Here is a 24,779-nt window from a genome sequence, read left to right as displayed (position 1 = left end):
GACGATCTCGGAGCCCTCATGAGGAGGACAGTACGGTCTCGTCCCGACGACGTGGGCGGTCCAGCGCGCTGCCGAGTGTTGCGTTGGCCCGCAGGCATGCCCACGTCATCGCACACAAGAAGATGCAGTAGGTCGTCAGTGCGAGCCAGAACACGAAGACGCCGTTCCATGCGAGGGGACCCGAGTGGAAGAAGAAGGCGAGCGGATCGGGAACGAACGACAGCGCGACGAAGAAGTTCAGATATCCGAGCCACCGCGGGAAGACCGAGCCGTCACTGGTGACGACCGCCAGTCCGATCGAGATGTTCTGCAGGCAGAACAACATGATGCCCGGGAAGAGGATGAGCCGTCCCATGTCGTGCAGAAGCAGCACGGTATCGGCGCTCCGGTCGGCCCGGAACGTCGCCAGTGCCCACAGCAGCATGGGCAGTCCGTTGATGAGCAATGTCGCCGTGCCGGTGGCCAACTGAGTGAAGGCCAGGACCGGCCTTCTACCCTCGATGCGCAGCATGTGCATGGTCGTGAGTGCGACCAGCGGCGCATAGAGCACGATCCCGAGCGAGGCGATGACGAAGCCCGTACCGGTTCTGACGCTGTTGTCGAGGTAGAAGCTCATGACCTCGGCCTGTGGAGCGCCCGGACCGATCGGCAGCGGCAGCACCCCCGCGATCGACCAACCGACGAGAGTGACGATCACCGCAGCCGGGCCGCCGAAAGCGCACACCGTGAGCACACGTGGGTTCATTCGATTTGTCTCCGATGGTCTTTCCGCACATGGAGGCCGGATTCGATTGTAGATTAGAAACGTAACGTAGGCCGCAGCGAGGAGTCAATGGCCCCTCAGCCCACCGGGGCGAGCACGTAGAAGCCGACGATCATCAGTGTCACCCCGAGGACCCAGACTTCGAGTATCACCCGTGGAATCCGACCGGCATCGCGTAATTCCATGAAGTACCGCATCACGAGCCGGACCTTCGAGCCCGCGATGAGCAGGACGACCACTGTGGCGACCTCCCCGCCGACAGCTCCGTCGGAGAGTACCCACGTGGTGAGGACGGTGGCGGTCATCAACAGCAGCCACACGCCGGTGACCGAGGAAACCGGACGTAGCGCTTTCACTTCAGAAGGTAGAGCATCGGGAACAGAAAGATCCACAACAGATCCACCATGTGCCAGTAGATCGCCATGCTCTCGAATCCTGCGGAAGCACCCGCGCGTGCAGCGCGTGTGTGGACGAGCGCGAAGACCGTCAAACCCAGAGTGCCACAGAGGACGTGCACCAGATGGATACCGGTCAGCGAGTAGTAGTACATCGAGAACTCGCTCGACGCAGGGGTGAATCCGTGCCGCATCTCCCGGGCGTACTCGAAGGCCTTCGAGACTGCGAACACGGCGCCGAGCGCTGCCCCTCCGCCGATCCAGCGCCGCCCCTCCCCGACCCTTCCCGCCCGCAGGGCACGGAGCGCCTGCACGACGAACCACGAACTCGTCAGCAGAACGAGGGTATTGAGCCCACCCCAGTCGGGAGAGAGGAATTGCCGTCCGGACTCGAACTCCGGAACCGCTGTCGTCCGTGCATGCATGAACGATCCGAACAGGAGCGTGAAGATGGCCAGGTCACCACAGATGAGCACCCACACGCCCTCGATACCGGGCAACCGCCCGGATTTCGCACGAGCATGTCCGACGTCGATCACACTCGTGAATCTTCCGCCTGCAGAACGCGCAATGCTCTGTACGCGTACGGACTCACCACGAAGATCATGATGAAGAACATGACGAACACGGCCCAGAAGTTGATCAGGCCATGCCATGCGAAGGGACCCGACTGGAAGAACGGGACCCCGACCAACGGCACGTAGGTCACTGCGGTGAGGAAGCACACCCACGCGACCCAGCTGGGGAACAGAGGCGTCGAGCGTCGATCCCGCAGGATTGCCACTCCCAACGCGACACTCTGCAACGACGAGCAGACGAAGGTCAGGTCGAAGAACAGCCAGCCGTAGTCGTAGAAGAGCGCAATCGTCTCGTCCGACCGAGCGTCGACGCGAAATGCGGCCGTCGCCCAGATGACTGCGGGGGTGAACGTGACGAGCCCGGTCAGCAGGCCGCCCAGTAGTTCGACGCTCGACAGCACGCCCATCGGACCCTCGATGCGGCTCACGATCTTGGAAAGCACTGCGCTCCAGACGAAGTAGAACGGCCCGCACATTGCCATCAACACCATCCCGATGCGGATGTGGACGCTGTTCTCGCGGAAGAAGCCTCCGATCTCCCGCGCCGTCACGCTCTCCGCAGGCGGCGGCCAGAATCCGGCGAACACCGCAAACCCCAGCAGGCCGAGCACCACGTAGGCGGCTCCGGAGTACACGCAGACGCGGAGAATTGTGTAGTCGATTCCGTGGCTCGCAGTGACGGCAGGTGATCGGTCGATCGGACTGACGCCCGGCGGGGTGGTCGGAGTTGCCACAGCATGAGCTCCTTCGAGGTTCGGAGAGGTGGGACACCGCCGATATTCTCAGATAATCGAATCTATATTCAATTCTGATGCCCTGATGTTTGCGCGGCTATGTCCTGAGTCACATGGAACTTAGCCGAGGCGACCGCCCCTGACAACACTCGACCGGTCGCACCCCAGCGAGAACGAGTGGTGGGCGAGAAATATAACGGTACGTAAATTTGAGCTACAGTCCCAGGAGAACGTCTACGAGGGGACAAGTCATGATGCAAGATTCGGCAACATCGGCGCTACTGAGTCGCGATGCGGCGGCCGCCGCCATGGGCGTGCGCTACGTGCGATCGGACCACGGTTCGGTGTCGTTCGCGCAGAACACGATTCCTTCCCTCGCCGACGACGTGGGCCGATTCGGACTCCCGATGTTCGGTGTGCTCTTGGATTGCACAGTCGGGTCCGCAGGGTATTGCGCAAGCGAGACACAACCGATTGCCGTGGTCGCCAGCATGTCGATCGCGCTGACCGGCGCGGCGTCCCACTCCGCGGAACTGGTCGCCGACGGTTGGCCAGTCCACGTAGACGACACGACGGGCACAGCGCTCGGCCGCGCAGAGGTTCGGACCGGCGACGGGGTGGTGCTGGCAACCGCGACCGCCCGCGCCGCGAAGGTGGAGCGGTCGATGATCGACGGCATACCGGCCCTGTCCCCCGCCGATCTACCTCTCGGTCCGACATCGACCACCGACAGCGGCGGCCCGGCCGATGTCTATGGCCTGACGGTCGTCGACAGGCCGGCAGGGACAACCACGGCGAGCGTCGAGCCGAAGTCCTGGATGCTCAATCCCTTCGGTTCGGTGCAGGGCGGTGTTCTCGTCGGCCTCATGGCTACTGCCACCGAAGTGGCCGCCCGGCCACTTGCCGAACGAGGACAGGGCTTCTATCTCGCCGACATCGGCGTCGATCTCATCCGCTCCCCCGCGCTGTCCATGGGCGAGTTGATCATCGAGACCACCCTGGTGCGACGGGGTCGCCGATTCTGCCTACTCGATTCGGAGCTGCGCACCGCGGACGGTAAGACCCTCGTACGATCCCACGGCACGATCCTGCTGACCTGACCCTGTTCGGAAGCCGGCTGTCAGCGCCCGCCCAGACTGTCCAGGGTGTGCACGGTGCCCGAGGAGTACAGCTCCTCGATCTCGGTTGCGTATTTCTCGGAGATCGGCTTGCGCCGCAGCTTGAGCGTCGGGGTCAGCTCGTCACCACCGGCGTCCCAGACCCCAACCAGTATGCGGTGACGTTTGATCTGCTCCACCCGCGAGAGGTTCTCGTTCGCCGCTGCGATCCCCTCGGCCACCACCGCCGCGATCCGTTCGTCCTGTGCCAGAGCTTCGCTCGGTATATCGCCGATTCCCAGCCTGGCGGCAAGTGCCGCGGCTGCGTCCGGGTCCAACGTCACCAGTGCCACGTTGAACGGTCTCGCATCGCCGATGACGGCGACGGTGGCGATCAGCGGACACGCGGCCTTCACTGCGTTCTCGATGTTCGCCGGCGACATGTTCTTACCGGCAGCGTTGATCAGAATTTCCTTCTTGCGATCGACGATGCGCACGTACCCGTCCGAATCGATGGTCGCGATGTCCCCGGTGCGCACCCATCCGTCACCGTCGATGGCCGCCACGGTCAGTTCCGGCGCATACCGGTAACGACCGAAACAGACCGGCCCTCGAACGAGCAGCTCTCCGTCCTCGGCCACCGAGATCTCGTTTCCGGGGAACACCCTTCCGACCGAACCGAGCCGAATAGCGTCCGGCGGGTTCATCGTTCCGATTCCGGTGGTCTCCGTCATGCCCCACACCTCGACGACGGTGATCCCGATGGCAAGGAAGAACTCGAGCGTCGCGGGTGAAATGGGTGCCGAGCCACAGATCGACGCACGCGCCTGATCCAGGCCGATGGCGGCGCGCAGCTGCGACAACACCCGAGCGTCCAACGTCCGCCACTCGGCGGCGTCCTCGGCGGACAAGTCGGGTCCGCCGAGCCGGGCGCGTGAACGCCGGCGCCCCAGTTCGATTGCTCGACGGGTGGTTTCCCGAGCGGAGTCGTCGGTCATGGAATTGACCTTCGCTTCGAGCGCTGCCCGAAATTTCTCCCACACCCGGGGAACCGCGAACCACACCGTGGGCCGCGTGTCGATCAACGCGGGGAGAATGGCCTTGGCGTCCTCGACGTAGGTCACTTGCATGCCGAGGATCGCCATCCAGTACAGACTCGAGACCCGGTCCGCTATGTGCGCGGCAGGCATGACCGAGGTGATTCGATCGCCGAATTCGATGGGGATCACCGCATTCAGGCCGAAGGCCGCAGCAAGGACGTTCGCGTGCGAGATCTCGACGGCCTTGGGATCGCCGGTGGTGCCCGAGGTGTAGACGAGCGTGACGATGTCGTCCGGTTTCGTTGCTTCCCAGCTACTTTCGAAATCGAGGGTAGTGGACTGCATCGTTTCCAGTTCCGCGAAGGTCAGGTCCGCACCCTCGACGGGGCCATCCATCGACACGAGGTGATCGAGCTCGGCTCCGCTGGCCACGACAGTGGAGACCATTCCGCTCTCGCACAGCATGATTCGGGCACCGGAATGACCGAGAACGTACGCTACCTGCGCTGCGGAGGACGTGTTGTACACCGACAGTGTCGTAGCACCCACATGCATTGCGGCAGTGTCCACGAGCGCAAAATCGGGACGATTGCGCATCATCAGGGCAACGACGTCGCCGCGGCGAACACCGAGAGCATGCAAACCGGAGGCCAATGCCCGCACCCGAGAGTCGTACTCGGCCCACGTCACCGTGACCGCGTCACCCGGGGTACGGAATGCGACGGCACCGGGATCGATCTTCCTGGTCCGCTGAAACGCCTCGCATACCGTCAGCGGCGAACCGATCCCTGTGCTGTTCAACGGCCTTCTCCTGCCGGACGGATCGCGCGCGCGACGGGCTTGCGGTGGCCGAGCGTCGGTATGTCCAGGGGTTTGGGATGCCGCGTTCCGAAGTGATCGGACCAGGATCGGTGGGGCCGATGCGGGCGAACGCCCTGAAATGCCAGGTAGGCACCGATTGCCGGCGGCACCACCCGCCGGTAGCCGGCCGACGGGTCGGGCAGCCGATGGAGTGCACGCAGGTCCTCGGTGAACACCGACAGCAGAATGCCGTCTGCGAAGCGCTTCGTGTGACCGGGGAACCACCGCTCCTGCCAATCGAGGAACAGTTGATCGACGATCTTGCGGGCCCCGTCGGTGTGCTCGTAGCCGGCCTCGTAGTCGAAGGTCCAGCGCAAGAACCCCTCCCGCGTCTGCGGAACGTCGAGTCCCATGTATTCGCCGACCTGGCGCCAGAAGTGGAAGCGCGCTTCACGCTCGTTGTCAGTGAAGACGTTCAACCCGAGGTGTTCGACGATGCGATCCGGCTCGAAAGCCAGCGATCCCAGTGTGTACAGCTTGTCGTCGTCGGTGATTCCGAATCGCGAGTGGATCTGCTCCATCCGGTCGATGACCGATCGGCCGTATTCGCTCGAATGCCCGTGATGGAGCATCTCTCCGAAGAAGAGCAACGTGTCGTCGTTGCGTCTGCGTACGTCATGCATCATGTCGCCGGTTCCGGTCCGGTACAGAATTCGCGCAATGGACGGAATCGCCACCTGACGGGCAAAGGCCACGGTGTATGCGGCGTGAGCGAAAACGGCGTCCCCATAACGCACTTCGAGGCTCAGATGAGTGGCTTCCTCATTGCCGACGACCGGGTCGAGTTCCTCGATCCGGCGGCCGACCGCCCGACCCGTCACCCATTTCCGAGACATCAGTGCTGCGCTCGACGCCATGACCGTTCCTCCGCATTCCGTCATCGGCACCAATCAGGAACGGCACCGTTCTCAGTTCACCATGCAACTAGGAACGCCTTCGTGTCAATATGTAATCGACGATCGGACGGATCGAACTAACCAGGAGCGAACGATGACACCCCTCGACTCGGTCGACCCATTGATGGCATTTGCGGTGGCATGGGAGCCGTACGGAGGCGCGTCGGCGGCAGATGTGTTCGTGGAGTTCGGGCTTCACATGGTCGAATATCGACGTCGGCTTGCCGAGCGGCTGAGAAACCCGAGCACGGAACACCTCGAACCGGCGCTCCGTGAACGCCTCCTGAACTACTCGACGCGACCTCCCCTGCGCTCACGCCGCATCGGCGAATGACAGGGGCTCAGATTTCCGTCGCGAGGTCTCGATCGTCGAGGAAGACGAACAGACCGACCATCAGCGGCAATCCGGTCCGAGCAGCCGGTCCAGCGCCAAGTCCTTCCACAATGCCAGATCCGGCTCGCTGCTCGGCCTCCGTCGGTCGAACGCGTACGTCAGCGCCACACCGCGCATGCTGGTGTTGAGCAGTTCACGCACCACCGGGTATGCCGGTGCGTCGATGAAGGGCACTCCGAACATCGCATCGGTCGCGGTGCGGACTCGCTTGTTCAACGCGCGTTCGACCGGGACCAGCGCACGGCGGAGTCCGTCGTTGTGCCGAGCCCCGATCCACAGTTCGGTCGCCGCCCAGAAATAGTCCTGCTGGTACGTCGACCACATCGCATCCACCACGGCACAGATCCGTGCGCCGGGTGCGGCGGGCCAATCGACCTGCGCGCCGGCGTCATCGACACGAGCCGACGCCAGATGCTGAACGGCCGCGACCAACAGCTCGTCCCGCGACGGATATTGGTGCAGCATGCGGCCTCGGCTCACGTCCGCCAGTTCCTGAATCTTCACCGTCGACGCGCCCGCATAGCCGAACTCGACCAGGGCCTGCACTGCGGCATTCAGAATGCGGTTCTGCGTGACGAGGCTGCGTGATTGCATACGTCGAGTGTTGCCGCTGAGTGCGCCCACAGCAAACGCACCACTCGCGAACGTGTCGCAATACTGCCGTGCGCGAGCGTGTCTGGACCATCGAGGCAAAAGCAGTCAGTCTTGACTGTGTGGTGAAATCGATGTTCAATCCAAAGGCACGCACGGCACTCTCCGCAGTCGCCGGCAGACGACCGCTCCTCTTCACGGCCCGCCAGTACTCGAACGAAAGCAGTCACCGATGACCGAACGAAGCTTCGAAGGACGAACCGCAGTGATGTCGGGAGGTAGTCGTGGGATCGGGTTGGCAATCGCCATCGCCATCGCCGAACGCGGCGGAAACGTCGTACTCCTCGCCAAGACGGACACCCCCGATCCCCGCCTTCCCGGCACCGTCCACACTGCGGTCGCCGACATCATCGCCGCCGGCGGCGACGCAGTTGCCGTGGTCGGCGACGTGCGCAAGGACGAGGACATCGCCAAGGCCGCTTCGACGGCAGTGGACCGATTCGGCGGAATCGATATCGTCGTCAACAACGCCAGCGTGCTCAATCTCGCTCCTACGCAGGAGCTTCCGCTCAAGCGGTTCGATCTCATGCAGCAAGTGAACGTCCGTGGCACGTTCGCGTTGACCCAGGCGTGCCTCCCTCACCTCGTCGAGTCACCGAACCCGCACATTCTCACGCTGTCGCCGCCGCTGAACATGTCGCAGAAGTGGCTCGGCGAACATCCGGGCTACATGCTCGCGAAATACGGCATGACGCTCGCGACACTCGGGTTCGCTGCAGAATTTGCACACCTTCCGATTTCGAGCAACTGCCTGTGGCCGCAGAGCACGATCGCCACGGCTGCAGTGGAGAACCTCCTCGGAGGCAAAGCCGGAGTGGCTCATTCGCGATCCCCTCGGATCATGGCCGACGCCGCGGTCGCCGTGCTCGATCGCAAACAGGGAGAGATCAACGGTCGAACCCTGATCGACGTCGACGTCCTCGCCGAATCCGGGATCACCGATCTCGGCCCCTACGGCGGGGAGGAACCCATCTCTCTCGACATCTTCGTCGATCCCACTGCGTGACATCCATTGACCCGTTGGTAATTCAGCTTCGGTGATCAAGAGCGTGTGCTCGAAGCGGCTGGACGCAGGCCGTGGCATCGGCCACAGTGGAGTGGTGGATACATCCCCTCGGATGCCGGGCACCCGCACGTACTCCGTCATGGTCGCATTGGGCAGCTCGTTCGCTGCCGGACCCGGAATCGAACCCGTAGTCGACGACAAGGCGATGCGGTCCGGGAGAAACTACGCACACCTCGTCGCAGAGGACCTGGGTGCCGCGCTCACGGATGCAACGGTGTCGGGTGCCACCACTGCCACGATCCTCGAGAAGAAGCAACGAGTCTCGACGACGCGGTTCGCGCCACAGATCGACGCAGTCCGAACCTCCACCGATCTCGTGACGATCACCGTCGGTGGAAACGATCTGGGCTATCTCGGCGCACTGCTCGGGTGCGCTGCGGCGAACCGGGTAGCGCACCGCTGGTACGGCCGTCCGGCGGGATGGTTGTTCCGAAAGGCGCTGTCCAAGAAAGACATCACCGACGGTCTCGTATCGGACACCACTGACTCCGTCGTCAGGATCATCGACGAGGTACGGCGGCGTGCACCACACGCGCGGGTTGTGATGGTCGACTACGTCCCGATCGTCGACGACACCACTGTTCCCAGCGACACCGTTCCTCTCACCGCCGAGGAGATTGCGTTCGCCCGCAACGTCTCGGCGACGTTGTCCGACATCTACCTCGCCGCCGGAGCGAAGACCGGGGCAGAGATCGTGTCCGCGTCGTCCTTCGAGTCCGGCCACGGTATCGGTACCGCACAACCCTGGGTTCACGGCTTCCGACCCAACGGACTTCTCGCCGGGTCGTTCCATCCGACAGCAGAGGGTATGCGCGCTGCAGCAGATCTGGTGTTGGAACTTCTCCGACGCAGCGACGGGACCGGGAACGGATCGAGCTAGGAATCAGAAAAGACGGGCCGAACGTCAGACGGCCGAGTTCCGAGACACGCCAGTTCTACTCGGTCCATCGATAGTCGAGGAACTTCCCGTCGAACGTCACCACGACACGATCTCCGTCCTCGTGCGGGCGGCGTTCGACGTTCATCGTGAAGTTGATGGCACTCATGATGCCGTCGCCGAACTCCTCGGCGATCAGTTCTTTGAGCGCCGGGCCGTACACCTCCAGCGCCTCGTGGAATCGGTAGACCGTGGGGTCCGAGGAGATGCCGAGCGACCCACGATAGGGGGCCAGGGTCAGCTCGAACAACGAGCCTTCGGGCATGTTCAACTTCTCTGCGAGCACATCGGCCTGAGCGACGCTCAGCGGATGCTGGCCGTACAGTGCCGACACCGTCCATGCCACCGGCATGTCGATGGCCTCGGCCAAGCCGGCCCAACTGAATCCGGCACGTGCGCGTGCAAGTCGAATCTCCTTGATCAAAGGCTTGTCTTCGAAACCGGTCACGAGCTCTCTCCTACGTAGTCGTTCTGCACGCTCGGCCTCTCGAGACCACGCGCCTGGCTGCCCGACGTCCCAGTCTCAGCCGAGAACTTCTGGCTCGCAACATGTGGTCTCGATATCGCGGGCGCTGCCCGATGTGTGTCGAGCCGCATCGAGACTCCGGTCGACATGCATGCTGGTATCCACATCCGTGGATCTTGTGCACCTTCACCGCTCGGACACAACGAAAGTACTGACGACATGACGCAACTCGGTCTCGGCCTTGCCGCACTCGGACGCCCCGAGTACCTGACGGTGGGGCACTCGGCTTCGATAGAGGGACGTTTCGATCCGGTCGCCCTCGAGCAGCTGTGCCACGCGGTACTGGACGCCGCATGGGACCGCGGAGTTCGACACTTCGACGTCGCGCGATCCTACGGTTTGGCCGAACGGTTCCTCGGCAGCTGGTTGTCTCGACAGCCGAATCGGCGAGCTGACCTCGTGATCGGCTCCAAGTGGGGATACGCCTACGTCGCCGATTTCCAGCAGGGAGCCGAGATTCATGAGGTGAAGGAACACTCGGTTGCCCGTTTGGCAGAGCAGTGGCCGCAGACCCTCCACGAACTCGGCGGTGCGCCCGACCATTACTTGATCCACAGCGTCACCCCGGACAGCCCGGCCCTGAGCGACGGTGCACTGCTCGACGACCTACGGGCCGTGGCAGACAGCGGTACCCGAATCGGCATCAGCACGAGCGGGCCACACCAAGCCGACGTCGTTCACGCAGCGCTCGAGACAGGGGTCTTCAGCTCGGTGCAGTCGACGTGGAACCCACTCGAGCCGTCTGCCGGTCCCGCACTGGCACGCGCACACGACGCCGGCTGGTTCGTCGTCGTCAAAGAAGCAATGGCCAATGGCCGACTCGTGGCCGAAGATTCAGCACTCGGCGGGGTCGCGGATTCGGCCGGGATCGGCCGCGATGCACTCGCGCTGGCGATCGCACTCGCGCAACCGTGGGCCGATGTGGTGCTGTCCGGCGCGGCCACCGCTACGCAACTCGAGCAGAATGTTGCGGCACTCTCCGTCGACCGCGAGCTGATCGTGGCGGCCGACCTGAACAGCGCAGAGAATCCAGAGCGCTACTGGAACAACCGCTCCCGCCTGCCGTGGACGTGACCGCCGATTCCACCAGGCTGTGTTGCCGGGCATGCTCGAGTCGATCTGGCGGGCCCTCTCATCGACGCGTCGCGGCGAACACGTCGACCGGATGTGGCACCCGAGGCCTGCCGTCGGAACCGGGCACCGAAACCGCATCCAGGTAGGCCCGTACCGGCCCGCGCAAATCTGGCGTCAGCCGGGCCTGTACGGAGAAGTCGAGCACCTCGTCGCTCGCGGAAGAGAGGTCGATCTGCGCGTCCAGAGCGACCACATCGTCGAGAAAGATCCCGGCGTCGACGAAGGCACCCTCGACGTCGGCACTGAACCACTGTCGGTGGTCCTGCAGCGGCGGGGCGAGAACGCCGACCAACGCGTTGAGCGCAGCCGTCGGCGCGATGGCCACCCAGAGCTTGCCGCCGGGTCGCAACAAGCGGAGCGCGGCACGCAGCGTCGCGCCCAAATCTGGCACGTAATACATCGAGTGCACGAACATCACGACATCGAAGGTTTCGGCCACCGCGGAGTCGCCGAACGACGCGACGTACGAGTCGAAGCTCAGCTCGTCCGCCTCGAGCGCGGACATCGTGGCGGAGAAGCGCTCCGCGCTTCCGACCCAGGGGTCGACGCCGACGTACCGCACCGGCCGGCCGGGTACGCCCTGTATCAGCCCCGCGGCGAGCCGGGCGTCCAGCGAGCCGTCACCGCAACCCACCGACAGCACCGAGACCGGTCCGTCCCCCATCGCTGCCAGCCGGTCGGCGAAGTGCTCGGCGATCAGGCCACGCTGGTCGGAGAGGCGCTCGAAGGCGGCATGCTCGCGTGCGTAGGACTCTGGCTCGAGGCCTGCCAAGGCCGGAGTACCACGCCGCGCCGCTCGCACACCGTCCAGTAGCACGGCCGCGATGTCGGTCGGCAGATTCGGAGCTATGTTGGACGTCACAGTGAGTCCATCATGACGCACCCACCCGGTGCTGTGCGGTCGGCTTCCAGAAGGAGTGGCATGAGCAGCGGAGATACAGCCGAACGCAGTCTCGAGCATTGGAGCGAAGCCGGTCGCACTGGCATGGAGGCGTTCTACGCCCTGGCCACCGAGGACTATCACCAGCTGGCACTGGCCGCCGACTGGCCCGCACTGCTCGCCGCCCACGCTCACGACGGCTGGTCGCTGCTCGACGTGGCCTGCGGCAGCGGCAAGTTCCCGACCGCGTTGCGCCGATACACCGATCTGTCCGCGGTGCCCGAGGTGGCCTACGACCTGCTCGACCCGTCTGCGTTCTCTGTCGCCGAGGCGCGTGGGGCGCTCGGTGCGCCGTTCGTGGCTCGACACGACCTGGTGATGACGCTGCAGGACCTGCCCGCCGACCACACCGGCTACGACGTCGTATGGGCCACCCACGCGCTCTACGCACTTCCTCCGGCCGAGCTGAACGCCGCCGCCGAGCGGTTCGTGGCCGCGCTGGCCCCCGGCGGTCTCGGCCTCGTCGCGCAAGCCACCGAAGCGTCCCACTACATCGCGTTCTACGACGCCTTCCGCGCAGGCGTCCGTGAAGCGACGCCGTACACAACGGCCGAGCAGGTGCGCGACGCGCTGATACGAGCCGGTGCGGACGTGCGCGACCAGCGCGTCACCTACACCACCTCGACATCCGATCGCCTTGTCGCCGAAGGCTTTCTGCAGCGCTGTGCCTTCGACGACTCCGTGTCGCTGGAGGAGATGGAGGCTGCACCGGTGCTGGGCGACTACCTCGCCTCCTGTCGCGACGAGTCGGGTTCCTACACCTTCTCCCACGAGGCAGCCCTGCTGTGGATCTGACGAACGAACGACTTCCCGAGCAGAACCGCGATGGCGGAATCGACCAGGACTGGGCCGGAAACGATCAGGACTGGTGGGATTGGTACGTCACGCTGGCTGCAAACGATCAGGCACCCACCGAGTTGGTCGACGGGCCGGGCCTGCCCGACATCGAGGCGGCTTCCGACGAGCAGATCGAGCGTGAGCTTGCCGAGCCGTACGCCCTCGACCCGGCCGCAGTCGAGTCCTTCGCTCGAGAAGCCTTCGTGCGGCTGCCCGCGGTGTTGTCTCCCGCAGTGATACGACGCCTCGCCGAACGCCTCGAGGAGCTACTGCGCGCCGAGCACGGCGACGACGTCGCAGGCCGATTCACCGCGTTGGAGCAGATGTGGTTGCACGACGACCTGATGCGCGCCGTGGCACTGTCGCCTCGGATCGGCGGCCTGGCCGCGGCATTGCTCGACGAACCTGCCGTTCGGCTCTATCACGACAACGCGCTGTCGAAGGAGCCCGGTTGCGGACGCACACCGTGGCACCACGACGCCGAGCATTTCCCGCTCCAAACCACGCAGGCGGTCACTGCGTGGATGCCGATGTCGGCGATCCCCGGCCGAATGGGTCCGCTGTCGTTCGCCCGCGGCCGAGAGGTGCTGAACGAGGTTGCCGACCTGGAGTTCGACAAGGTCGGCACCTCGTACGACGAGGCCGTCGCCCATCGCTTCGTCGAGTGCGGCGTTGCCGTGGAGTCCGAGCCGTTCTCGGTAGGAGACGTGTCGTTCCATTCCGCGCTGTGCTTCCACACTGCGGGGCCGAATCGGACGACGCAGCCGCGCCGAGCGCTGGCCACCACCTACTTCGCCGACGGGGCTCGTGTAGTGGAGTCGCCGACGCTGATCAGCGGCACCTGGCGCGAATTCTTACCAGGCGTGGAGCCCGGTGGCCTCGCGGCCTCGGAACTGAACCCGGTGGTGGGTCACCGAGACTGAACCGGTCACGGGCAGATGAACCCATCGTCCACCATCAGACACCGCTTGGGGTTGGTGGGGATTCTGCCCTCGAACGCTTCGCCGATACTGAGTGCACCGTCACCGTTGCTGTCGAGCCCCGGAGACAGGGACGCTGGCAACAGCGGTGCATCGAGCACTTCACCGACGGTGACCGCACCGTCGTTGTTCGGATCGAAGGCAGGAGCGGCCGACGCTACCCCCGGCACGACGAACAGCCCTGCAACCGTCAATGCCGCGATCGTTGCCACTTTCAGCGGAAGTCGTCCAACCGTCATCGGCTCTCTCCTGTTCGAGGGGAAATACCGGACAATAGTGGCACGGCGGCCGGGTGGTGTCCTAGAAAACCGACGACCCATTCGAGTGAACATACGTACACTAAAAACGGTGGGGACGAGAACTCAGCGCACGCAGGAGTGGGGCGAACTCGGCGAGCTCGCCTTTCGAGAATTGGCGTCGGCCGCGGGTGGTGTTCGCGCAGTTCACTCGGCAATCGCGCGACGCACATTCGCTGCCGTGAAACTCGGCGTCGGACCGGCCGTCCTGCCGACACAGCTGATGCACGACGCTATCGCCGCCGGCACCTATGCGAGCATCGCGGCCGCCTGCACCGGCGCAGCCAAGGCCGTCGGCGCGCTGACCGGAGGCGACGCCGCGATCGAGGACGATCCCCGGCCGTCGCCGTCGCACACTGCCCTCGGGGCACAGACCATCGCGGTCCTACACGGTCTCATCGGCGACGACATGGAAAAGACCGCCCGAGTGCTCGCCTACCCGATGTCGATTCGCGTCGACGGTCGCCCGGTACTTCCGAAGTACCGCGCCCTCGCCGCGGCGTTCCCCGACGCGGGAGCCCACCTCGTGTTGTTCCTGCACGGGCTCGTCGAGACAGAATCGGCATGGGGACTCGGCGGGCGGCCCACCTACGGGGAACGGCTGGACTCCGAAGCCGACACCACCTCGATCTTCCTGCGCTACAACACCGGACGTCGAATCGGGACGAACGGTGCCGACCTGTCGGACCTAGTGGAACAGCTCGTGACGGCCTGGCCCGTCAGGGTTCACCGGATCACGTTGGTCGGGCACTCCATGGGCGGCTTGGTCTCACGCAGCGCCGCTCATCACGCGGCCGAGAGCGGCCGACGGTGGGTGGACCTGTTGACGGACGTATTCACACTCGGGACACCGCATCTGGGTGCACCGCTCGCGCACGGCGTCCATGTCGCTGTGGCGGCGCTGGCACTCGCGCCCGAAACCCGGCCGTTCGCACACCTGTTGGCGCGTCGAAGCGCCGGAATCCGCGACCTGGTCCATGGATCGATCACCGAAACAGAGGGACATGCCAGCTACGCCGACGGATTCGACGTCGGAACGGCCGCGGACATCACGGTCCCGGAAGGGGTTCGGCATCATCACGCCTCCGCGGTCGTCACCGGAAACCCTCGACATCCGGTCGGGACCTTCGTCGGCGACGGCCTGGTCCGCACCGACAGCGCCGGTGGTCGAAACAAGCTCCGCGACATAGGACTTCGTCCGGACGACGGTTTGGCGATCAACAGCGCACATCACTTCACCTTGCTCAACGACGAGAGGGTGTACTGCTGGATGCGACGCGCATTGGTCGGTGACGACACAACTGATGCCTCGGATCTCGGCTTCGTCATCGAATCGGCCCCTCGGCTCTGAATTCCGGCCTCCGATCGGCGTCGGATGTCCGAAGCCTCCCGAGAAGTCCACTTTCTTGGCGGATAGAGCGTTGACGTACGCAATTCACTGAGAGTAGTCTCAGCGAATGAGAGAAACGTCTTCCAAAGAGGGGTCCGCACATGCACGCATGCGGCGGGATACTCACGCCCGCCTCATTCAAGCGGGTGGTCGCGCATTGGCTCAGGGAGGCTTGGACGGTGTCAAGACAGCCTCCGTCGCACGAGACGCGGGTGTTGCCAACGGAACTTTCTACCTTCATTTCGACGACAGAGACGCTCTGGTAGCAGCCGTCGTCGGCCAGGCAGTGGAAGAGCTTGCGCGAGCGCTATGGGAAGTCAGACAGGATGATTCGTCGTTGTCGGCCACAGATCGTCGAGCCGTCGACGCCATCGTGTCGTGTGCCGAGCAGAACCGCGATCTGTTCGTCGGCGCGATGCGCGCATCCTCGCTACTCGCGGGTGCCGACCCGTTCGACGCCCTGCTGGAACAGCGACGACTCGAACTCGTCGCCGCTCGAACATCGACCACGAGCACGGTCGATCCTGACCAACGAGTCACCGTTCGGGCAGAGTTCGCGATGCTCACCGGCACCCTCTCGTGGTGGCTGACGGAAGACACCGGAGTCAGTCGCGACGCTCTGATCGACACGCTGGTCGCGATCATCGGTGCCGTCGGTGGCGCGTGACGTGAAACCGCACATTCACAGCGAGGGAAGGAACCAGGAAGTAGCTATGTACGAACACCCCACTTGCCCTCGAACCGAGCATGCTGACGCGGACCCAGCCACTCGCCGTGAGCGATACCGTTCATCGTCGTCGAATTCGGTTCCGACTTACGACGTGGATCTGTACTCGGCGCATGCCATCGCCGATCCCTATACCCACTACCGCGCACTGCGGCAACTCGGGCCGGTCGTGTGGCTTTCGAAACATGACATGTACGCCGTCTCCAGGTATTCCGAGGTTCATGACGTCCTGGCCGACGATTCGACGTTCCGGTCCGGAGATGCGATCGCACTCAACAAGTTGGCGCGCTTCTTCGGAAGCAAGACCGCTCTCGTCAGCGACGCCGATGTGCACGCTGCTCGCCGAAAGCTCGTAACCAGCCGACTGACTCCGAAAGCTTTGCGGCCCTTGCGGGCCGAAGTCGCCGACCTGGCACAGGGGCTTGTGCAGACCGCCGTGTCCCGTGGCGATATCGACGGCGTGGCGGACCTGGCTCTCGCCCTGCCGCTGACGGTCGTTCCCAACTTGATCGGGTGGCCCGAGTACGGGCGCGCGAAGCTGTTGGACTGGGGCATTGCGGGATTCGACTTCGCCGGACCCACGAACCGCCTCTTTTTCAAGTCGCTGCCCCGTGTCATCGCTATGCGCATGTTCGTCGGAAAAGTCGTTCGCCGTCGGGATTTCGCACCCGATAGTGCCGGAGAGGAACTCCTGGCAGCGGTAGACGACGGCACTCTTTCCAAGTCCGAGTGCGCGTCCCTGCTGATCGACCTGTTGGCACCGTCGATCGACACGACAGCGAGCATCATTGCCGCCGCACTGCAGTTGTTCGCCGACAATCCTGATCAGTGGAACGCACTGCGCAACGACCGATCGCTCATGCCCAAGGCAATCAACGAGGTCGTCCGACTCGCGTCTCCTCTGAGAGCGTTCCAGCGTCGCGTGAACAACGACACGGTCGTCGCGGGCACGAATCTGGCCGCCGGCTCACGACTTCTCATGCTCTTCGCCTCTGCCAACCGCGACGACCGAGTCTGGGACGACGCCGACGCATTCGACATCACGAGGGATCTGGTAGGTCACGTGGGCTTCGGCTACGGCGTACATTCCTGCGCCGGACAAGGTCTCGGCCGGTTGGAGACCAGTTCGATCCTCGAGGCGTTGCTCGACCACGTCGAGTCCATCGAACGTCGCGGACCTGGCAAGAGAGCGTCCAACAACGTCATCTACCGCTGGGAGGAACTTCCGCTTCGACTGGTGCCGCTGAGCGGTGAGAAGTGAGAGCCCACGCGCCCGGATACCGCATCGATCGCTCGATTACTATTTCTGGAGGTGAGCCATGCTGTTTGCGATCCAATCGCTTGTGACCATCAGCATTCTCGCGTACGCCGCCGTAGCCGCAGCGGCCGACCTCAACAGCACCCACGCCACCAACCCCCTGTGGGGCGGCCATGCCCGATTTCATGTGGTGTGGCAGGTATTCACTCACATCGGGGTGGGAGTTGTTGCGCTGGTGCTGGTCTGGGTACCGCTCGGATCCATCGAACTACGCCTTGTGACGGCCATGTCCCTCACATTCGTCGTCCTCTTGGGATTCTTCGTCTCCGCCCTCGCGATGCCGCTCTACGACGGCCGACTCGCGGATCCGAACGGCTACCCGCAGTTGGCGATACCGATCGGTCGACGTAGGTACGGCCTCGACTTGAACGTCCTGCTGTTCGGCACCGCGATGATTGTTCTCGCAACGGCAGCTGTGCTCACCGTGACCAACGGAGGTTTCCCATCATGAAGCTCGCTACCGGTCGCATCGGCGACCGCGATACTGTGCTGTCCCAGAACACCGACGGCCATCTCGTCGATGTCGGGTTCGTTGCGAGACAACCAAAATTGAGCATGCGCGAGCTCATCGAGTTGGACCCGACCAGCCGAGGGCATCTCCTGGATCGAGTACGCCACGCCACACACGAGGCAGTGGTGAGCATCGACGAGATCACCTGGCGACCACCGATACTCACCCCATCGAAGATCGTCGGTGTGGCCCTGAACAACGACGTGTTCAACTATCTCGCGTCGCGGAAGATGAACGCCCCGATGTACTTTCTGAGCCCGTCGACGGCCATGACCGGGCACCGCGGCGCCATTCGCATCGATCCTGCATGGGGACTGGTACATCCTGAGCCCGAACTCGCAGCAGTGATCGGTACCGAGATGAAGAACGTGGCACCAGAGAAGGTGCTGGACGCGATATTCGGGTACACCATCATCAACGATGTCACGTCTCCTGGTTTGAAAGCGGACGACAGCGTCGAACTCGTCATGCCCGAGGGCTTCGATGTGAACGAACCGTGGCGCACCATGCGTGGCCCCCAGGACACGTCGCTCTACCTCACGTATCACGCTCGCTCGAAAGGTACCGATACATTCGCGCCCATCGGACCATGGATCACCTTGGCGCACTCGGTACCCGACCCCAATGCGCTCGGTGTTCGGGGATACCTCGACGACGAACTGGTACTGGAGGATTCGACCGCGAACTTGACCTTCTCCATCGAGACAGTATTGGCGCACCTGTCCCAATCCATGACACTCCTGCCCGGAGACATCGTGCACTTCGGCACGGCAGCTCGGCCCACTCGACCGGATCGGTTCCCGACCATCAGATCGATCGATCTGTCACAGTTCGGCGGAACCGTGTCGATCGAAATCGATACTCTCGGTCGTCTGGACAACTCGATCTGCAGATCGAGCAATCCCTGAGTGCCACCCCGCGGTACTGCTCCTTTCGAGGCGCGAATCAGTATGTAGCTCAGTGGAATCGGTCAGGCTCGCACCCGCGGGGGTGATGGCCGGTGCCGTCGAGTCCGCTCCCCGAACACGCTCGAACAGAAAGTTGAAGGCAATGCCCATCGCTCTGGAGCATCGTTCCGCCATTCACGACTTGGTCGCCGAATTCGCTTGGCGCGTAGACCACAACGACGGCGTGGGGGTCGAGAACCTCTTCACCGAACACGGCGTATACGACATCGCCGGCTGGATGATCAGCGGGCGAGAGGACATCAAGCACTTCTACGACGACCGTCGGGCTCGCGGCTCACGAACGTCGCGACATCTGTTCACCGGACTTCGATTGACAGCCAACGACGATGCCATCACGGGAATCAGCGTGCTGACCTTGCACGCCGAGCAGGGTGCGCCTCCCCTTCGACTCGATCCGGTGCTCGTGGCCGACTACTCCGACACCTACGTCAGAGATGAAGACGGCCGCTGGCTGTTCGACAACAGGGCGGTGACGCCCTTGTTTCTCAGGGACGTTCCGAATCCGTAGCCGAGAAAGCGTTGCGACGTCAACGTGGTTCGCGAGTAACATCCGGATCGTGGGCCGTCCAGGTCCTGGCCTCACTGAAGGAGATGACGCGTGCAGCTGTTCCGAAAAGCCGTCGAGGCGAACGACCACGACGCCATGGCCTCCACCCTTGCTGACGACGTCGTCTTCAGCTCCCCCGTCGCCTTCAAGCCGTACCACGGCAAGCAGACGACCGCGGCGATCCTGCGCGCCGTCACACGCGTGTTCCGCGACTTCCACTACGTCCGAACCGTCGACGACGTCGGCGGCCGCGACCACGTCATGTTCTTCGAGGCCCGCATCGACGACGTGACCGTCCACGGTTGCGACATCCTGCACCTCGATTCCGATGGCCTGATCGACGACTTCACCGTGATGGTCCGTCCGCTGTCGGCGGCGCAGGCACTCTCCCGCGCTATGGCTACGGAATTCGCCGCCGAGATTGCCCCGGTCGCTCCCACTGACAAGTCCGGCTGACGCAGGCCCAGGTCGCGTCCCCGAAATTCACGTTCGGCAGTCCGGATCTGTGCGCTGCTGTGATCTACTTTTCGGCGAGACCTAGTGCCGCTGAGAGATATAAGCCTTTTTGCCGGGGTAACCAGCCTTGACCTTCGAGCGCAACCGCAAAACCGCATCGACCGCGTCATCGACGGCAGACGACTGCTCATCGGAGCCCGATTCGGCAGCAGAGACTCGCGCAATCTCAGCCTCCAGTCCAGTAAGCAAAGTGGCGAGGTACTCGAGATCGCTCATCAACTCACGATGTCTCATTCGTCGGCCACCCCAGCGGATCAGCTCCTCCGTTCGGGATATCTGACTTCGATCGGCGTCGGGGATGCCAAACCGGGGAGCTGATTCGCCACGGGAATGGGAAGAGAAACGGCAGGCGGAGCTCAGGCTGCCTACCGAATCCCCAGTGGTCGAGAGGTAGTTACTTTTCGACCAACCTTTGCGTGAACATCGATCCCAGGCATGCTCGCAGCGAGGATGGATTTGGCCGGCAGACCCTTCGTACCGTCAGTAGGACGCACGTCCACCGCTGATGTCGAAGACAGCGCCGGTCGAGAAGCTGAGTTCCTCGGATGCCAACCACGCAACGAGTTCGGCAATCTCCGCGGGTAGTCCCATGCGAGCCATAGGGGTCAGGCTTTGCGACCGCGCGAGAATCGCTGGGTCGGTGCCCGCGTTCATCGGACTCGATACCGCCGCAGGCGCAACCACATTGGCGAGCACGCCGGTGGTGGCTATCTCCTTGCCCAAGGATTTCGTCAGTGCGATCACAGCGGCCTTCGACGCGGAGTAGGCGCTTTGGAGCGGGTTCCCGTCCTTGGCTGCGATGCTGGCGAGGTTGACGATCCGGCCCCATCCGTTGTCCACCATGGCCGGAACGAACGCCTTGCACATCAGGAAGGTGCCGTCGACATTGATTCGGAATGTCCGACGCCACTCGTCCAGTTCCACATCGACGAGAGGGGCCGACGGCCCCACGACACCTGCACTGTTGATCAAGATGTCCACTTGTCCGATCTTGCTTCGCAGGTCATCCACCGCGCGTGCGTCGGACACATCGAGGAATTCGTCACCGCCGAAAATATCGGCAGTAATTACCCGTACCCCCGAGTCCCTCAATCGTGTCGCGCAGGCTGCCCCGATTCCGCTGGCACCGCCCGTGATCAGCGCAGTGGCGTCGGCGGGGTAGCTAGTCATGGCGTGAGCTCCTTCGATCGAGTGGCAGCACCACATTCTCTATGTACATATGGCACATAAAATGTGATTCACTGTATTCTCAACGGACTATATGACGTGGGGCACAGTAGTCAACCTCCACCCTGACGACCGGAGAAATCTCGTGGAAATTCGCTGGCTCGAATCATTCGTAGCCGTTGCCGAAGAACTTCATTTCGGCCGTGCCGCGCAACGACTAAGAATGGCTCAATCTCCGCTGAGTCAGACAATCCGCAAACTCGAGAAAGATCTCGGGACAACCCTGTTCGACAGAAGCACACGAAGTGTGGAGCTGACTGCGGCCGGCCATGCGTTTCTCCCGCACGCACACCGAGTCCTCGAAGGTATCGAAACCGCTCGGCACGCGACCCGTGCATCCGAGGGAGGTGTGTACGGAAGAATCAGGATCGGCTTCACCGGCGTTCTCAACCATCGCGCGCTACCGCCGCTCACCCGAACGCTTCGCCAGCGCCATCCAGATATCGAACTGACCCTCGTCGGGCGGATCATGACTCGTGATGCAGTGAACCAGATCGAAAGTGGAGCCCTCGACCTGGCCTTCGTCGGCTTGCCCGTGACGTCGCCGTCGGTTACCACTCGACTCATCCGACGCGAACCGTTCGGCGCAGTACTGCCGTCCGATCACCGGCTGGCCGGCGAGGCGAAGATCGATCTGCGCGACCTGTCCGACGACGGGTTCGTCACCACACCGATCTCCGCAGGATCTTCACTGCAGGAAATTGCCATGCGGGCCTGCCTGGACGCCGGGTTCCGTCCGCAGATCGTTCAGGAGATCACCGACCCGTACATGATCTTGATGCTGGTGGCCGCTGGAGTGGGCGTCGCTCTGATGTCGGACGGCATTGCGGAGATTCTTCCCCCAGGCACTGTGTTCGTCCCGCTGACCGGTGAGCCGGTGTACATGCCACACGCGATTGCGTGGTCCAGCGCACCGCCGAGTCCCGCCATGGCGGTCGCGCTCCGGATCGCAGAGGAAATCTTGCCTACCCCGGTTCAAGACTGATCCAGTCTTTATCTCAGATTTTTTTAGTGTTGGACGCGGCATAGTCGGGCGTGACACTCTCGTTTTCTGTAGCCCGTTGTGAAGCACGTCATACCAACGACGTCCCAGCGAGCCCCGACCGTCACCGTCGCCGCCACGTGCAGCGCGAGAGAGAAGGAACTGTCATGGCAAGCAAATCCGCTTCTGCCACCGCCCATCCGAACAGGAATGCGCGGCGCGCGGCGGCCTCAGGCTTCCTCGGAAGTGCACTCGAGTACTACGACTTCTTCATCTACGGCTCCGCCGCCGCGCTCGTGTTCCCCGCCATCTTCTTCACCGGCGGCGGACCGACCGCCACCCTGCTGTCGATCGGAACCCTCGGTGTCGCCTACATCGCACGGCCCCTCGGAGCGGTTCTGTGGGGCCACCTCGGTGATCGCTACGGCCGAAAGAACGCGTTGCTGGGCTGTCTGCTCATGATGGGCATCGCTACGGTTCTGGTCGGCTGCCTCCCCACATACGACACCATCGGAATCGCTGCACCGATCATCCTCGTCATTCTGCGACTGCTGCAGGGCCTGTCCGCCGGCGGCGAGTCACCGGGGTCCTCTGCATTGACGCTCGAACACGCACCAGCGCACCGTCGCGCATTCTTCACCTCGTTCACGATGAGCGGCATCATGTTCGGCATCGTCATCTCGAGCCTGGTGTTCATCCCCGTCGCAGCGCTACCCGACGAAGACCTCTATTCCTGGGGATGGCGTATACCGTTCCTGCTCAGCATCATCGTCACAGCCGTCGCGATCTGGCTGCGACGCAGCCTCGACGAGCCCGAAGTTTTCGAGGAACTCAAAGAGCAGGACGAGACCGCGGGTGTTCCCGTCGTCGAGATGTTCCGATCCCATTGGCGCACGGTCATCCGCATCAGCCTCAGCGCCAGCTTCGCGATGATCAACACGATCGTCAACGTCTTCGCTCTCGCCTACGCGGTGAACGTCGTCGGTTTCGAGCGCACCACGATGCTGCTCGCCATCGCGTCCGCAAATTTTGTCGCCGTCCTCACCCAGCCGCTCTACGGCATCCTTGCCGACCGCATCGGACGCAAACCGGTCTTCGTCGTCGGCGTCCTCGGCGCAGGTGCCATGGTGTTCGCATTCTTCCATGCCATCGGCACCGGCAGCGTACCAATGGTTTTCGCTGCGGGCATCGTTCTGATCGGCGTCTTCTACGCCATGCCCAACGGCATCTACCCGGCATACTTTCCCGAGCAGTTTCCCGCCAAGGTTCGCTACACCGGTATGGCGGTGAGCCTCATGCTCGGCCTTCTCGCCGCCGGCTTCACCCCCGCCATCGCTCAGTCGATCACCTCCGGCGACACCAGCAACTGGGGACCGGTCGCCTGGATGTGCATGGGCTTCGCCGCTCTGGCTGCTGTCGCGGTTCTGACCGGACCCGAAACCTTCCGCACTCCCACCGAGGAACTCGGCGAGAAAGCCACTGAGCAGGCGCAGGCCGGAAAGCCTGCCAAGCTGCTTGCGGACAACTCCGCCTGACCCGGAATTCCTCTCGCGCAGTTTCGGATTCGACACAATCGAAGGGCTCACCGTGTCCACGAACACGCACCATCACATCGGACTGATCGGCAGCGCGATTTCGACATCGCTCTCGCCCGACCTGCACAACCGCGAGGCCTCCCGTCTCGGCCTCGATGACTACTGCTACGAACTGATCGAACTCGACATGCAGTCGGATCCGGGCCGCCCTCTGCACGAGGCGATCTCGGCCGGCTACACCGGATTCAACGTCACCCACCCGTTCAAGCAAACGATCATCGATTCGTTGGACGAGTTGTCCGACGATGCCCGGATGCTCGGTGCCGTCAACACCATTGCCGTGCGTGACGGCAAATCCATCGGATTCAACACGGACCACACAGGATTCATGTCCGCGCTACGCACCGGACTCCCCGGAGCCGAGCTGGGCCGCGTGGCACTGATCGGAGCAGGCGGGGCCGGCTCTGCCGTCGCATTCGCTCTTGCGGCCGCAGGAGTGACGGACCTCCGTATCTGTGATGTCGACCGCAACCGCTCGCAGGAGTTGAGCACACGTCTCTCGCAGTCCATACCGACAGCGACGGCAACACCGTTCACACCCGACGCGATCGAATCGATTCTCGCGACATCGCACGGAGTGGTCAACGCCTCTCCGATCGGAATGACCGGCCATCCCGGCACCCCGTTCGACACGGCGGCTTTGCGCGCGTCCATGTGGGTGGCGGACATCGTCTACCGACCGATGCAGACCGAGCTCATCTCCGCCGCACGCGTCGCCGGATCCCCAGTGCTCGATGGCGGACGAATGCTCGTCGCCCAGGCCGCAGACACGTTCGCCCTCCTCACCGGGGCGGCCCCCGATCGAGAAAGAATGCGTCAACATCTCACCGAACTCGTTGCTGCGCAATCGATCGCAGCGTGAGAGGAACAACA

29 protein-coding genes are annotated in these 24,779 nt (G+C 63.5%); 17 read left to right on the top strand and 12 right to left on the bottom strand.

Annotated elements, in window-relative coordinates:
- Positions 1-16 precede the first annotated feature (16 nt).
- The 4 genes from CH271_RS05025 to CH271_RS29085 form a co-directional block, all read right to left on the bottom strand.
- Entirely contained in the window at positions 17-745 is a 729-nt protein-coding gene (locus CH271_RS05025) for a hypothetical protein (protein WP_256986278.1), read from the bottom strand.
- 95 nt (positions 746-840) lie between these two features.
- Entirely contained in the window at positions 841-1,119 is a 279-nt protein-coding gene (locus tag CH271_RS05020; RefSeq protein WP_256986277.1) for a cytochrome C oxidase subunit IV family protein, read from the bottom strand.
- Positions 1,116-1,697 (bottom strand): cytochrome c oxidase subunit 3, encoded by a 582-nt coding sequence (locus tag CH271_RS05015; RefSeq protein ID WP_218828535.1) that lies wholly within the window; start codon positions 1,695-1,697, stop codon positions 1,116-1,118. Before CH271_RS05015 ends, CH271_RS05020 begins: the two co-directional genes overlap by 4 nt.
- Positions 1,694-2,470, bottom strand: coding sequence for a hypothetical protein (locus CH271_RS29085; protein ID WP_218828536.1), 777 nt, complete (start codon positions 2,468-2,470; stop codon positions 1,694-1,696). The genes CH271_RS05015 and CH271_RS29085 overlap by 4 nt, the downstream gene beginning before the upstream one ends.
- Before the next feature lie 251 nt (positions 2,471-2,721).
- On the opposite strand from CH271_RS29085, the gene CH271_RS05010 reads away from it, so the two are divergent.
- Positions 2,722-3,570 (top strand): PaaI family thioesterase, encoded by an 849-nt coding sequence (locus CH271_RS05010; protein WP_094632883.1) that lies wholly within the window; start codon positions 2,722-2,724, stop codon positions 3,568-3,570.
- 20 nt (positions 3,571-3,590) lie between these two features.
- On the opposite strand, the gene CH271_RS05005 is transcribed toward CH271_RS05010, so the two are convergent.
- Together CH271_RS05005 and CH271_RS05000 are read right to left on the bottom strand one after the other, a co-directional pair.
- Positions 3,591-5,408 carry an AMP-dependent synthetase/ligase gene (locus CH271_RS05005; RefSeq protein WP_256986276.1) on the bottom strand — a complete coding sequence of 606 codons (1,818 nt, stop codon included), beginning with the start codon at positions 5,406-5,408 and terminating at the stop codon, positions 3,591-3,593.
- Complete coding sequence (locus CH271_RS05000; protein WP_179274813.1) at positions 5,405-6,325, bottom strand: oxygenase MpaB family protein; 921 nt, start codon at positions 6,323-6,325, stop codon at positions 5,405-5,407. Before CH271_RS05000 ends, CH271_RS05005 begins: the two co-directional genes overlap by 4 nt.
- A 133-nt stretch (positions 6,326-6,458) precedes the next feature.
- Here CH271_RS05000 and CH271_RS04995 point away from each other — a divergent pair, with 133 nt between their 5' ends.
- On the top strand, positions 6,459-6,698 hold the full coding sequence (locus CH271_RS04995) for a hypothetical protein (RefSeq protein WP_094632881.1): 240 nt from the start codon (positions 6,459-6,461) through the stop codon (positions 6,696-6,698).
- 60 nt (positions 6,699-6,758) lie between these two features.
- Here CH271_RS04995 and CH271_RS04990 read toward each other — a convergent pair whose 3' ends face one another.
- Positions 6,759-7,352: a TetR/AcrR family transcriptional regulator gene (locus CH271_RS04990; RefSeq protein WP_052047980.1), complete on the bottom strand. Its 594-nt coding sequence runs from the start codon at positions 7,350-7,352 to the stop codon at positions 6,759-6,761.
- Between the two features lie 229 nt (positions 7,353-7,581).
- Between CH271_RS04990 and CH271_RS04985 the strand changes: the two genes are divergently transcribed.
- Complete coding sequence (locus tag CH271_RS04985; RefSeq protein WP_094632880.1) at positions 7,582-8,415, top strand: SDR family oxidoreductase; 834 nt, start codon at positions 7,582-7,584, stop codon at positions 8,413-8,415.
- A 94-nt stretch (positions 8,416-8,509) separates the two neighbouring features.
- Positions 8,510-9,355, top strand: a complete 846-nt coding sequence (locus CH271_RS04980) for an SGNH/GDSL hydrolase family protein (RefSeq protein WP_143546009.1) — start codon at positions 8,510-8,512, stop codon at positions 9,353-9,355.
- A gap of 55 nt (positions 9,356-9,410) precedes the next feature.
- On the opposite strand, the gene cynS is transcribed toward CH271_RS04980, so the two are convergent.
- Positions 9,411-9,860, bottom strand: coding sequence for a cyanase (cynS, locus tag CH271_RS04975; protein WP_094632878.1), 450 nt, complete (start codon positions 9,858-9,860; stop codon positions 9,411-9,413).
- Positions 9,861-10,097: 237 nt separating this feature from the next.
- Here cynS and CH271_RS04970 point away from each other — a divergent pair, with 237 nt between their 5' ends.
- A complete protein-coding gene (locus tag CH271_RS04970) occupies positions 10,098-11,012 on the top strand; it encodes an aldo/keto reductase (RefSeq protein WP_094632877.1) in 915 nt (304 codons plus the stop codon).
- A gap of 58 nt (positions 11,013-11,070) precedes the next feature.
- Here the strand turns inward: CH271_RS04970 and CH271_RS04965 are convergent, their stop codons facing one another.
- Positions 11,071-11,934, bottom strand: coding sequence for a class I SAM-dependent methyltransferase (locus tag CH271_RS04965; RefSeq protein ID WP_179274814.1), 864 nt, complete (start codon positions 11,932-11,934; stop codon positions 11,071-11,073).
- Between the two features lie 60 nt (positions 11,935-11,994).
- Between CH271_RS04965 and CH271_RS04960 the strand changes: the two genes are divergently transcribed.
- Together CH271_RS04960 and CH271_RS04955 are read left to right on the top strand one after the other, a co-directional pair.
- Positions 11,995-12,807 carry a class I SAM-dependent methyltransferase gene (locus CH271_RS04960; protein ID WP_179274815.1) on the top strand — a complete coding sequence of 271 codons (813 nt, stop codon included), beginning with the start codon at positions 11,995-11,997 and terminating at the stop codon, positions 12,805-12,807.
- Positions 12,798-13,772 (top strand): phytanoyl-CoA dioxygenase family protein, encoded by a 975-nt coding sequence (locus CH271_RS04955; protein ID WP_094632875.1) that lies wholly within the window; start codon positions 12,798-12,800, stop codon positions 13,770-13,772. Before CH271_RS04960 ends, CH271_RS04955 begins: the two co-directional genes overlap by 10 nt.
- Before the next feature lie 5 nt (positions 13,773-13,777).
- Here the strand turns inward: CH271_RS04955 and CH271_RS28695 are convergent, their stop codons facing one another.
- The gene (locus CH271_RS28695; RefSeq protein ID WP_170945757.1) at positions 13,778-14,068 is read right to left on the bottom strand and encodes a hypothetical protein; all 291 of its coding nucleotides are present in this window, start codon (positions 14,066-14,068) and stop codon (positions 13,778-13,780) included.
- A gap of 109 nt (positions 14,069-14,177) precedes the next feature.
- On the opposite strand from CH271_RS28695, the gene CH271_RS04950 reads away from it, so the two are divergent.
- The 7 genes from CH271_RS04950 to CH271_RS04920 all read left to right on the top strand — a co-directional run bounded on the left by CH271_RS04950 (position 14,178) and on the right by CH271_RS04920 (position 20,042).
- Positions 14,178-15,476, top strand: coding sequence for an esterase/lipase family protein (locus CH271_RS04950; RefSeq protein ID WP_170945758.1), 1,299 nt, complete (start codon positions 14,178-14,180; stop codon positions 15,474-15,476).
- A gap of 106 nt (positions 15,477-15,582) precedes the next feature.
- Positions 15,583-16,182: a TetR/AcrR family transcriptional regulator gene (locus CH271_RS04945; protein ID WP_094632873.1), complete on the top strand. Its 600-nt coding sequence runs from the start codon at positions 15,583-15,585 to the stop codon at positions 16,180-16,182.
- Positions 16,183-16,336: 154 nt separating this feature from the next.
- Positions 16,337-17,503, top strand: coding sequence for a cytochrome P450 (locus CH271_RS04940; protein WP_252341913.1), 1,167 nt, complete (start codon positions 16,337-16,339; stop codon positions 17,501-17,503).
- Between the two features lie 82 nt (positions 17,504-17,585).
- Positions 17,586-18,011: a hypothetical protein gene (locus tag CH271_RS04935; RefSeq protein WP_143546008.1), complete on the top strand. Its 426-nt coding sequence runs from the start codon at positions 17,586-17,588 to the stop codon at positions 18,009-18,011.
- Positions 18,008-18,979, top strand: a complete 972-nt coding sequence (locus tag CH271_RS04930) for a fumarylacetoacetate hydrolase family protein (protein WP_094632871.1) — start codon at positions 18,008-18,010, stop codon at positions 18,977-18,979. Before CH271_RS04935 ends, CH271_RS04930 begins: the two co-directional genes overlap by 4 nt.
- A gap of 142 nt (positions 18,980-19,121) precedes the next feature.
- The gene (locus CH271_RS04925; RefSeq protein WP_094633162.1) at positions 19,122-19,547 is read left to right on the top strand and encodes a nuclear transport factor 2 family protein; all 426 of its coding nucleotides are present in this window, start codon (positions 19,122-19,124) and stop codon (positions 19,545-19,547) included.
- 90 nt (positions 19,548-19,637) lie between these two features.
- Positions 19,638-20,042 (top strand): nuclear transport factor 2 family protein, encoded by a 405-nt coding sequence (locus tag CH271_RS04920; RefSeq protein WP_094632870.1) that lies wholly within the window; start codon positions 19,638-19,640, stop codon positions 20,040-20,042.
- A gap of 81 nt (positions 20,043-20,123) precedes the next feature.
- Here the strand turns inward: CH271_RS04920 and CH271_RS04915 are convergent, their stop codons facing one another.
- Both CH271_RS04915 and CH271_RS04910 read right to left on the bottom strand, forming a co-directional pair.
- Positions 20,124-20,318 (bottom strand): hypothetical protein, encoded by a 195-nt coding sequence (locus CH271_RS04915; RefSeq protein WP_252341914.1) that lies wholly within the window; start codon positions 20,316-20,318, stop codon positions 20,124-20,126.
- A 264-nt stretch (positions 20,319-20,582) separates the two neighbouring features.
- On the bottom strand, positions 20,583-21,272 hold the full coding sequence (locus CH271_RS04910; protein WP_094632869.1) for an SDR family NAD(P)-dependent oxidoreductase: 690 nt from the start codon (positions 21,270-21,272) through the stop codon (positions 20,583-20,585).
- A gap of 142 nt (positions 21,273-21,414) precedes the next feature.
- On the opposite strand from CH271_RS04910, the gene CH271_RS04905 reads away from it, so the two are divergent.
- The 3 genes from CH271_RS04905 (at position 21,415) to CH271_RS04895 (ending at position 24,768) form a co-directional block, all read left to right on the top strand.
- Positions 21,415-22,314 carry a LysR family transcriptional regulator gene (locus tag CH271_RS04905; RefSeq protein WP_094632868.1) on the top strand — a complete coding sequence of 300 codons (900 nt, stop codon included), beginning with the start codon at positions 21,415-21,417 and terminating at the stop codon, positions 22,312-22,314.
- A gap of 164 nt (positions 22,315-22,478) precedes the next feature.
- A complete protein-coding gene (locus tag CH271_RS04900) occupies positions 22,479-23,846 on the top strand; it encodes an MFS transporter (RefSeq protein WP_094632867.1) in 1,368 nt (455 codons plus the stop codon).
- Positions 23,847-23,898: 52 nt separating this feature from the next.
- The gene (locus CH271_RS04895) at positions 23,899-24,768 is read left to right on the top strand and encodes a shikimate dehydrogenase (RefSeq protein ID WP_094632866.1); all 870 of its coding nucleotides are present in this window, start codon (positions 23,899-23,901) and stop codon (positions 24,766-24,768) included.
- Positions 24,769-24,779 lie beyond the last annotated feature (11 nt).

The organism is Rhodococcus sp. 05-340-2, assembly GCF_002258915.1.
GTDB lineage: Bacteria > Actinomycetota > Actinomycetes > Mycobacteriales > Mycobacteriaceae > Rhodococcoides.
This window is presented reverse-complemented; position numbering and strand designations above follow the sequence as displayed.

Coding starts and splice junctions, on each gene's coding strand:
- CH271_RS04960 (WP_179274815.1), top strand. CDS start 11,995: ATGAGCAGCGGAGATACAGCCGAACGCAGTCTCGAGCATTGGAGCGAA.
- CH271_RS04985 (WP_094632880.1), top strand. CDS start 7,582: ATGACCGAACGAAGCTTCGAAGGACGAACCGCAGTGATGTCGGGAGGT.
- CH271_RS04990 (WP_052047980.1), bottom strand. CDS start 7,352: ATGCAATCACGCAGCCTCGTCACGCAGAACCGCATTCTGAATGCCGCA.
- CH271_RS04945 (WP_094632873.1), top strand. CDS start 15,583: ATGAGAGAAACGTCTTCCAAAGAGGGGTCCGCACATGCACGCATGCGG.
- CH271_RS05025 (WP_256986278.1), bottom strand. CDS start 745: ATGAACCCACGTGTGCTCACGGTGTGCGCTTTCGGCGGCCCGGCTGCG.
- CH271_RS04995 (WP_094632881.1), top strand. CDS start 6,459: ATGACACCCCTCGACTCGGTCGACCCATTGATGGCATTTGCGGTGGCA.
- CH271_RS04910 (WP_094632869.1), bottom strand. CDS start 21,272: ATGACTAGCTACCCCGCCGACGCCACTGCGCTGATCACGGGCGGTGCC.
- CH271_RS04925 (WP_094633162.1), top strand. CDS start 19,122: ATGCCCATCGCTCTGGAGCATCGTTCCGCCATTCACGACTTGGTCGCC.
- CH271_RS05010 (WP_094632883.1), top strand. CDS start 2,722: ATGATGCAAGATTCGGCAACATCGGCGCTACTGAGTCGCGATGCGGCG.
- CH271_RS04915 (WP_252341914.1), bottom strand. CDS start 20,318: ATGAGCGATCTCGAGTACCTCGCCACTTTGCTTACTGGACTGGAGGCT.
- CH271_RS28695 (WP_170945757.1), bottom strand. CDS start 14,068: ATGACGGTTGGACGACTTCCGCTGAAAGTGGCAACGATCGCGGCATTG.
- CH271_RS04930 (WP_094632871.1), top strand. CDS start 18,008: ATGAAGCTCGCTACCGGTCGCATCGGCGACCGCGATACTGTGCTGTCC.
- CH271_RS05000 (WP_179274813.1), bottom strand. CDS start 6,325: ATGGCGTCGAGCGCAGCACTGATGTCTCGGAAATGGGTGACGGGTCGG.
- CH271_RS04900 (WP_094632867.1), top strand. CDS start 22,479: ATGGCAAGCAAATCCGCTTCTGCCACCGCCCATCCGAACAGGAATGCG.
- CH271_RS04970 (WP_094632877.1), top strand. CDS start 10,098: ATGACGCAACTCGGTCTCGGCCTTGCCGCACTCGGACGCCCCGAGTAC.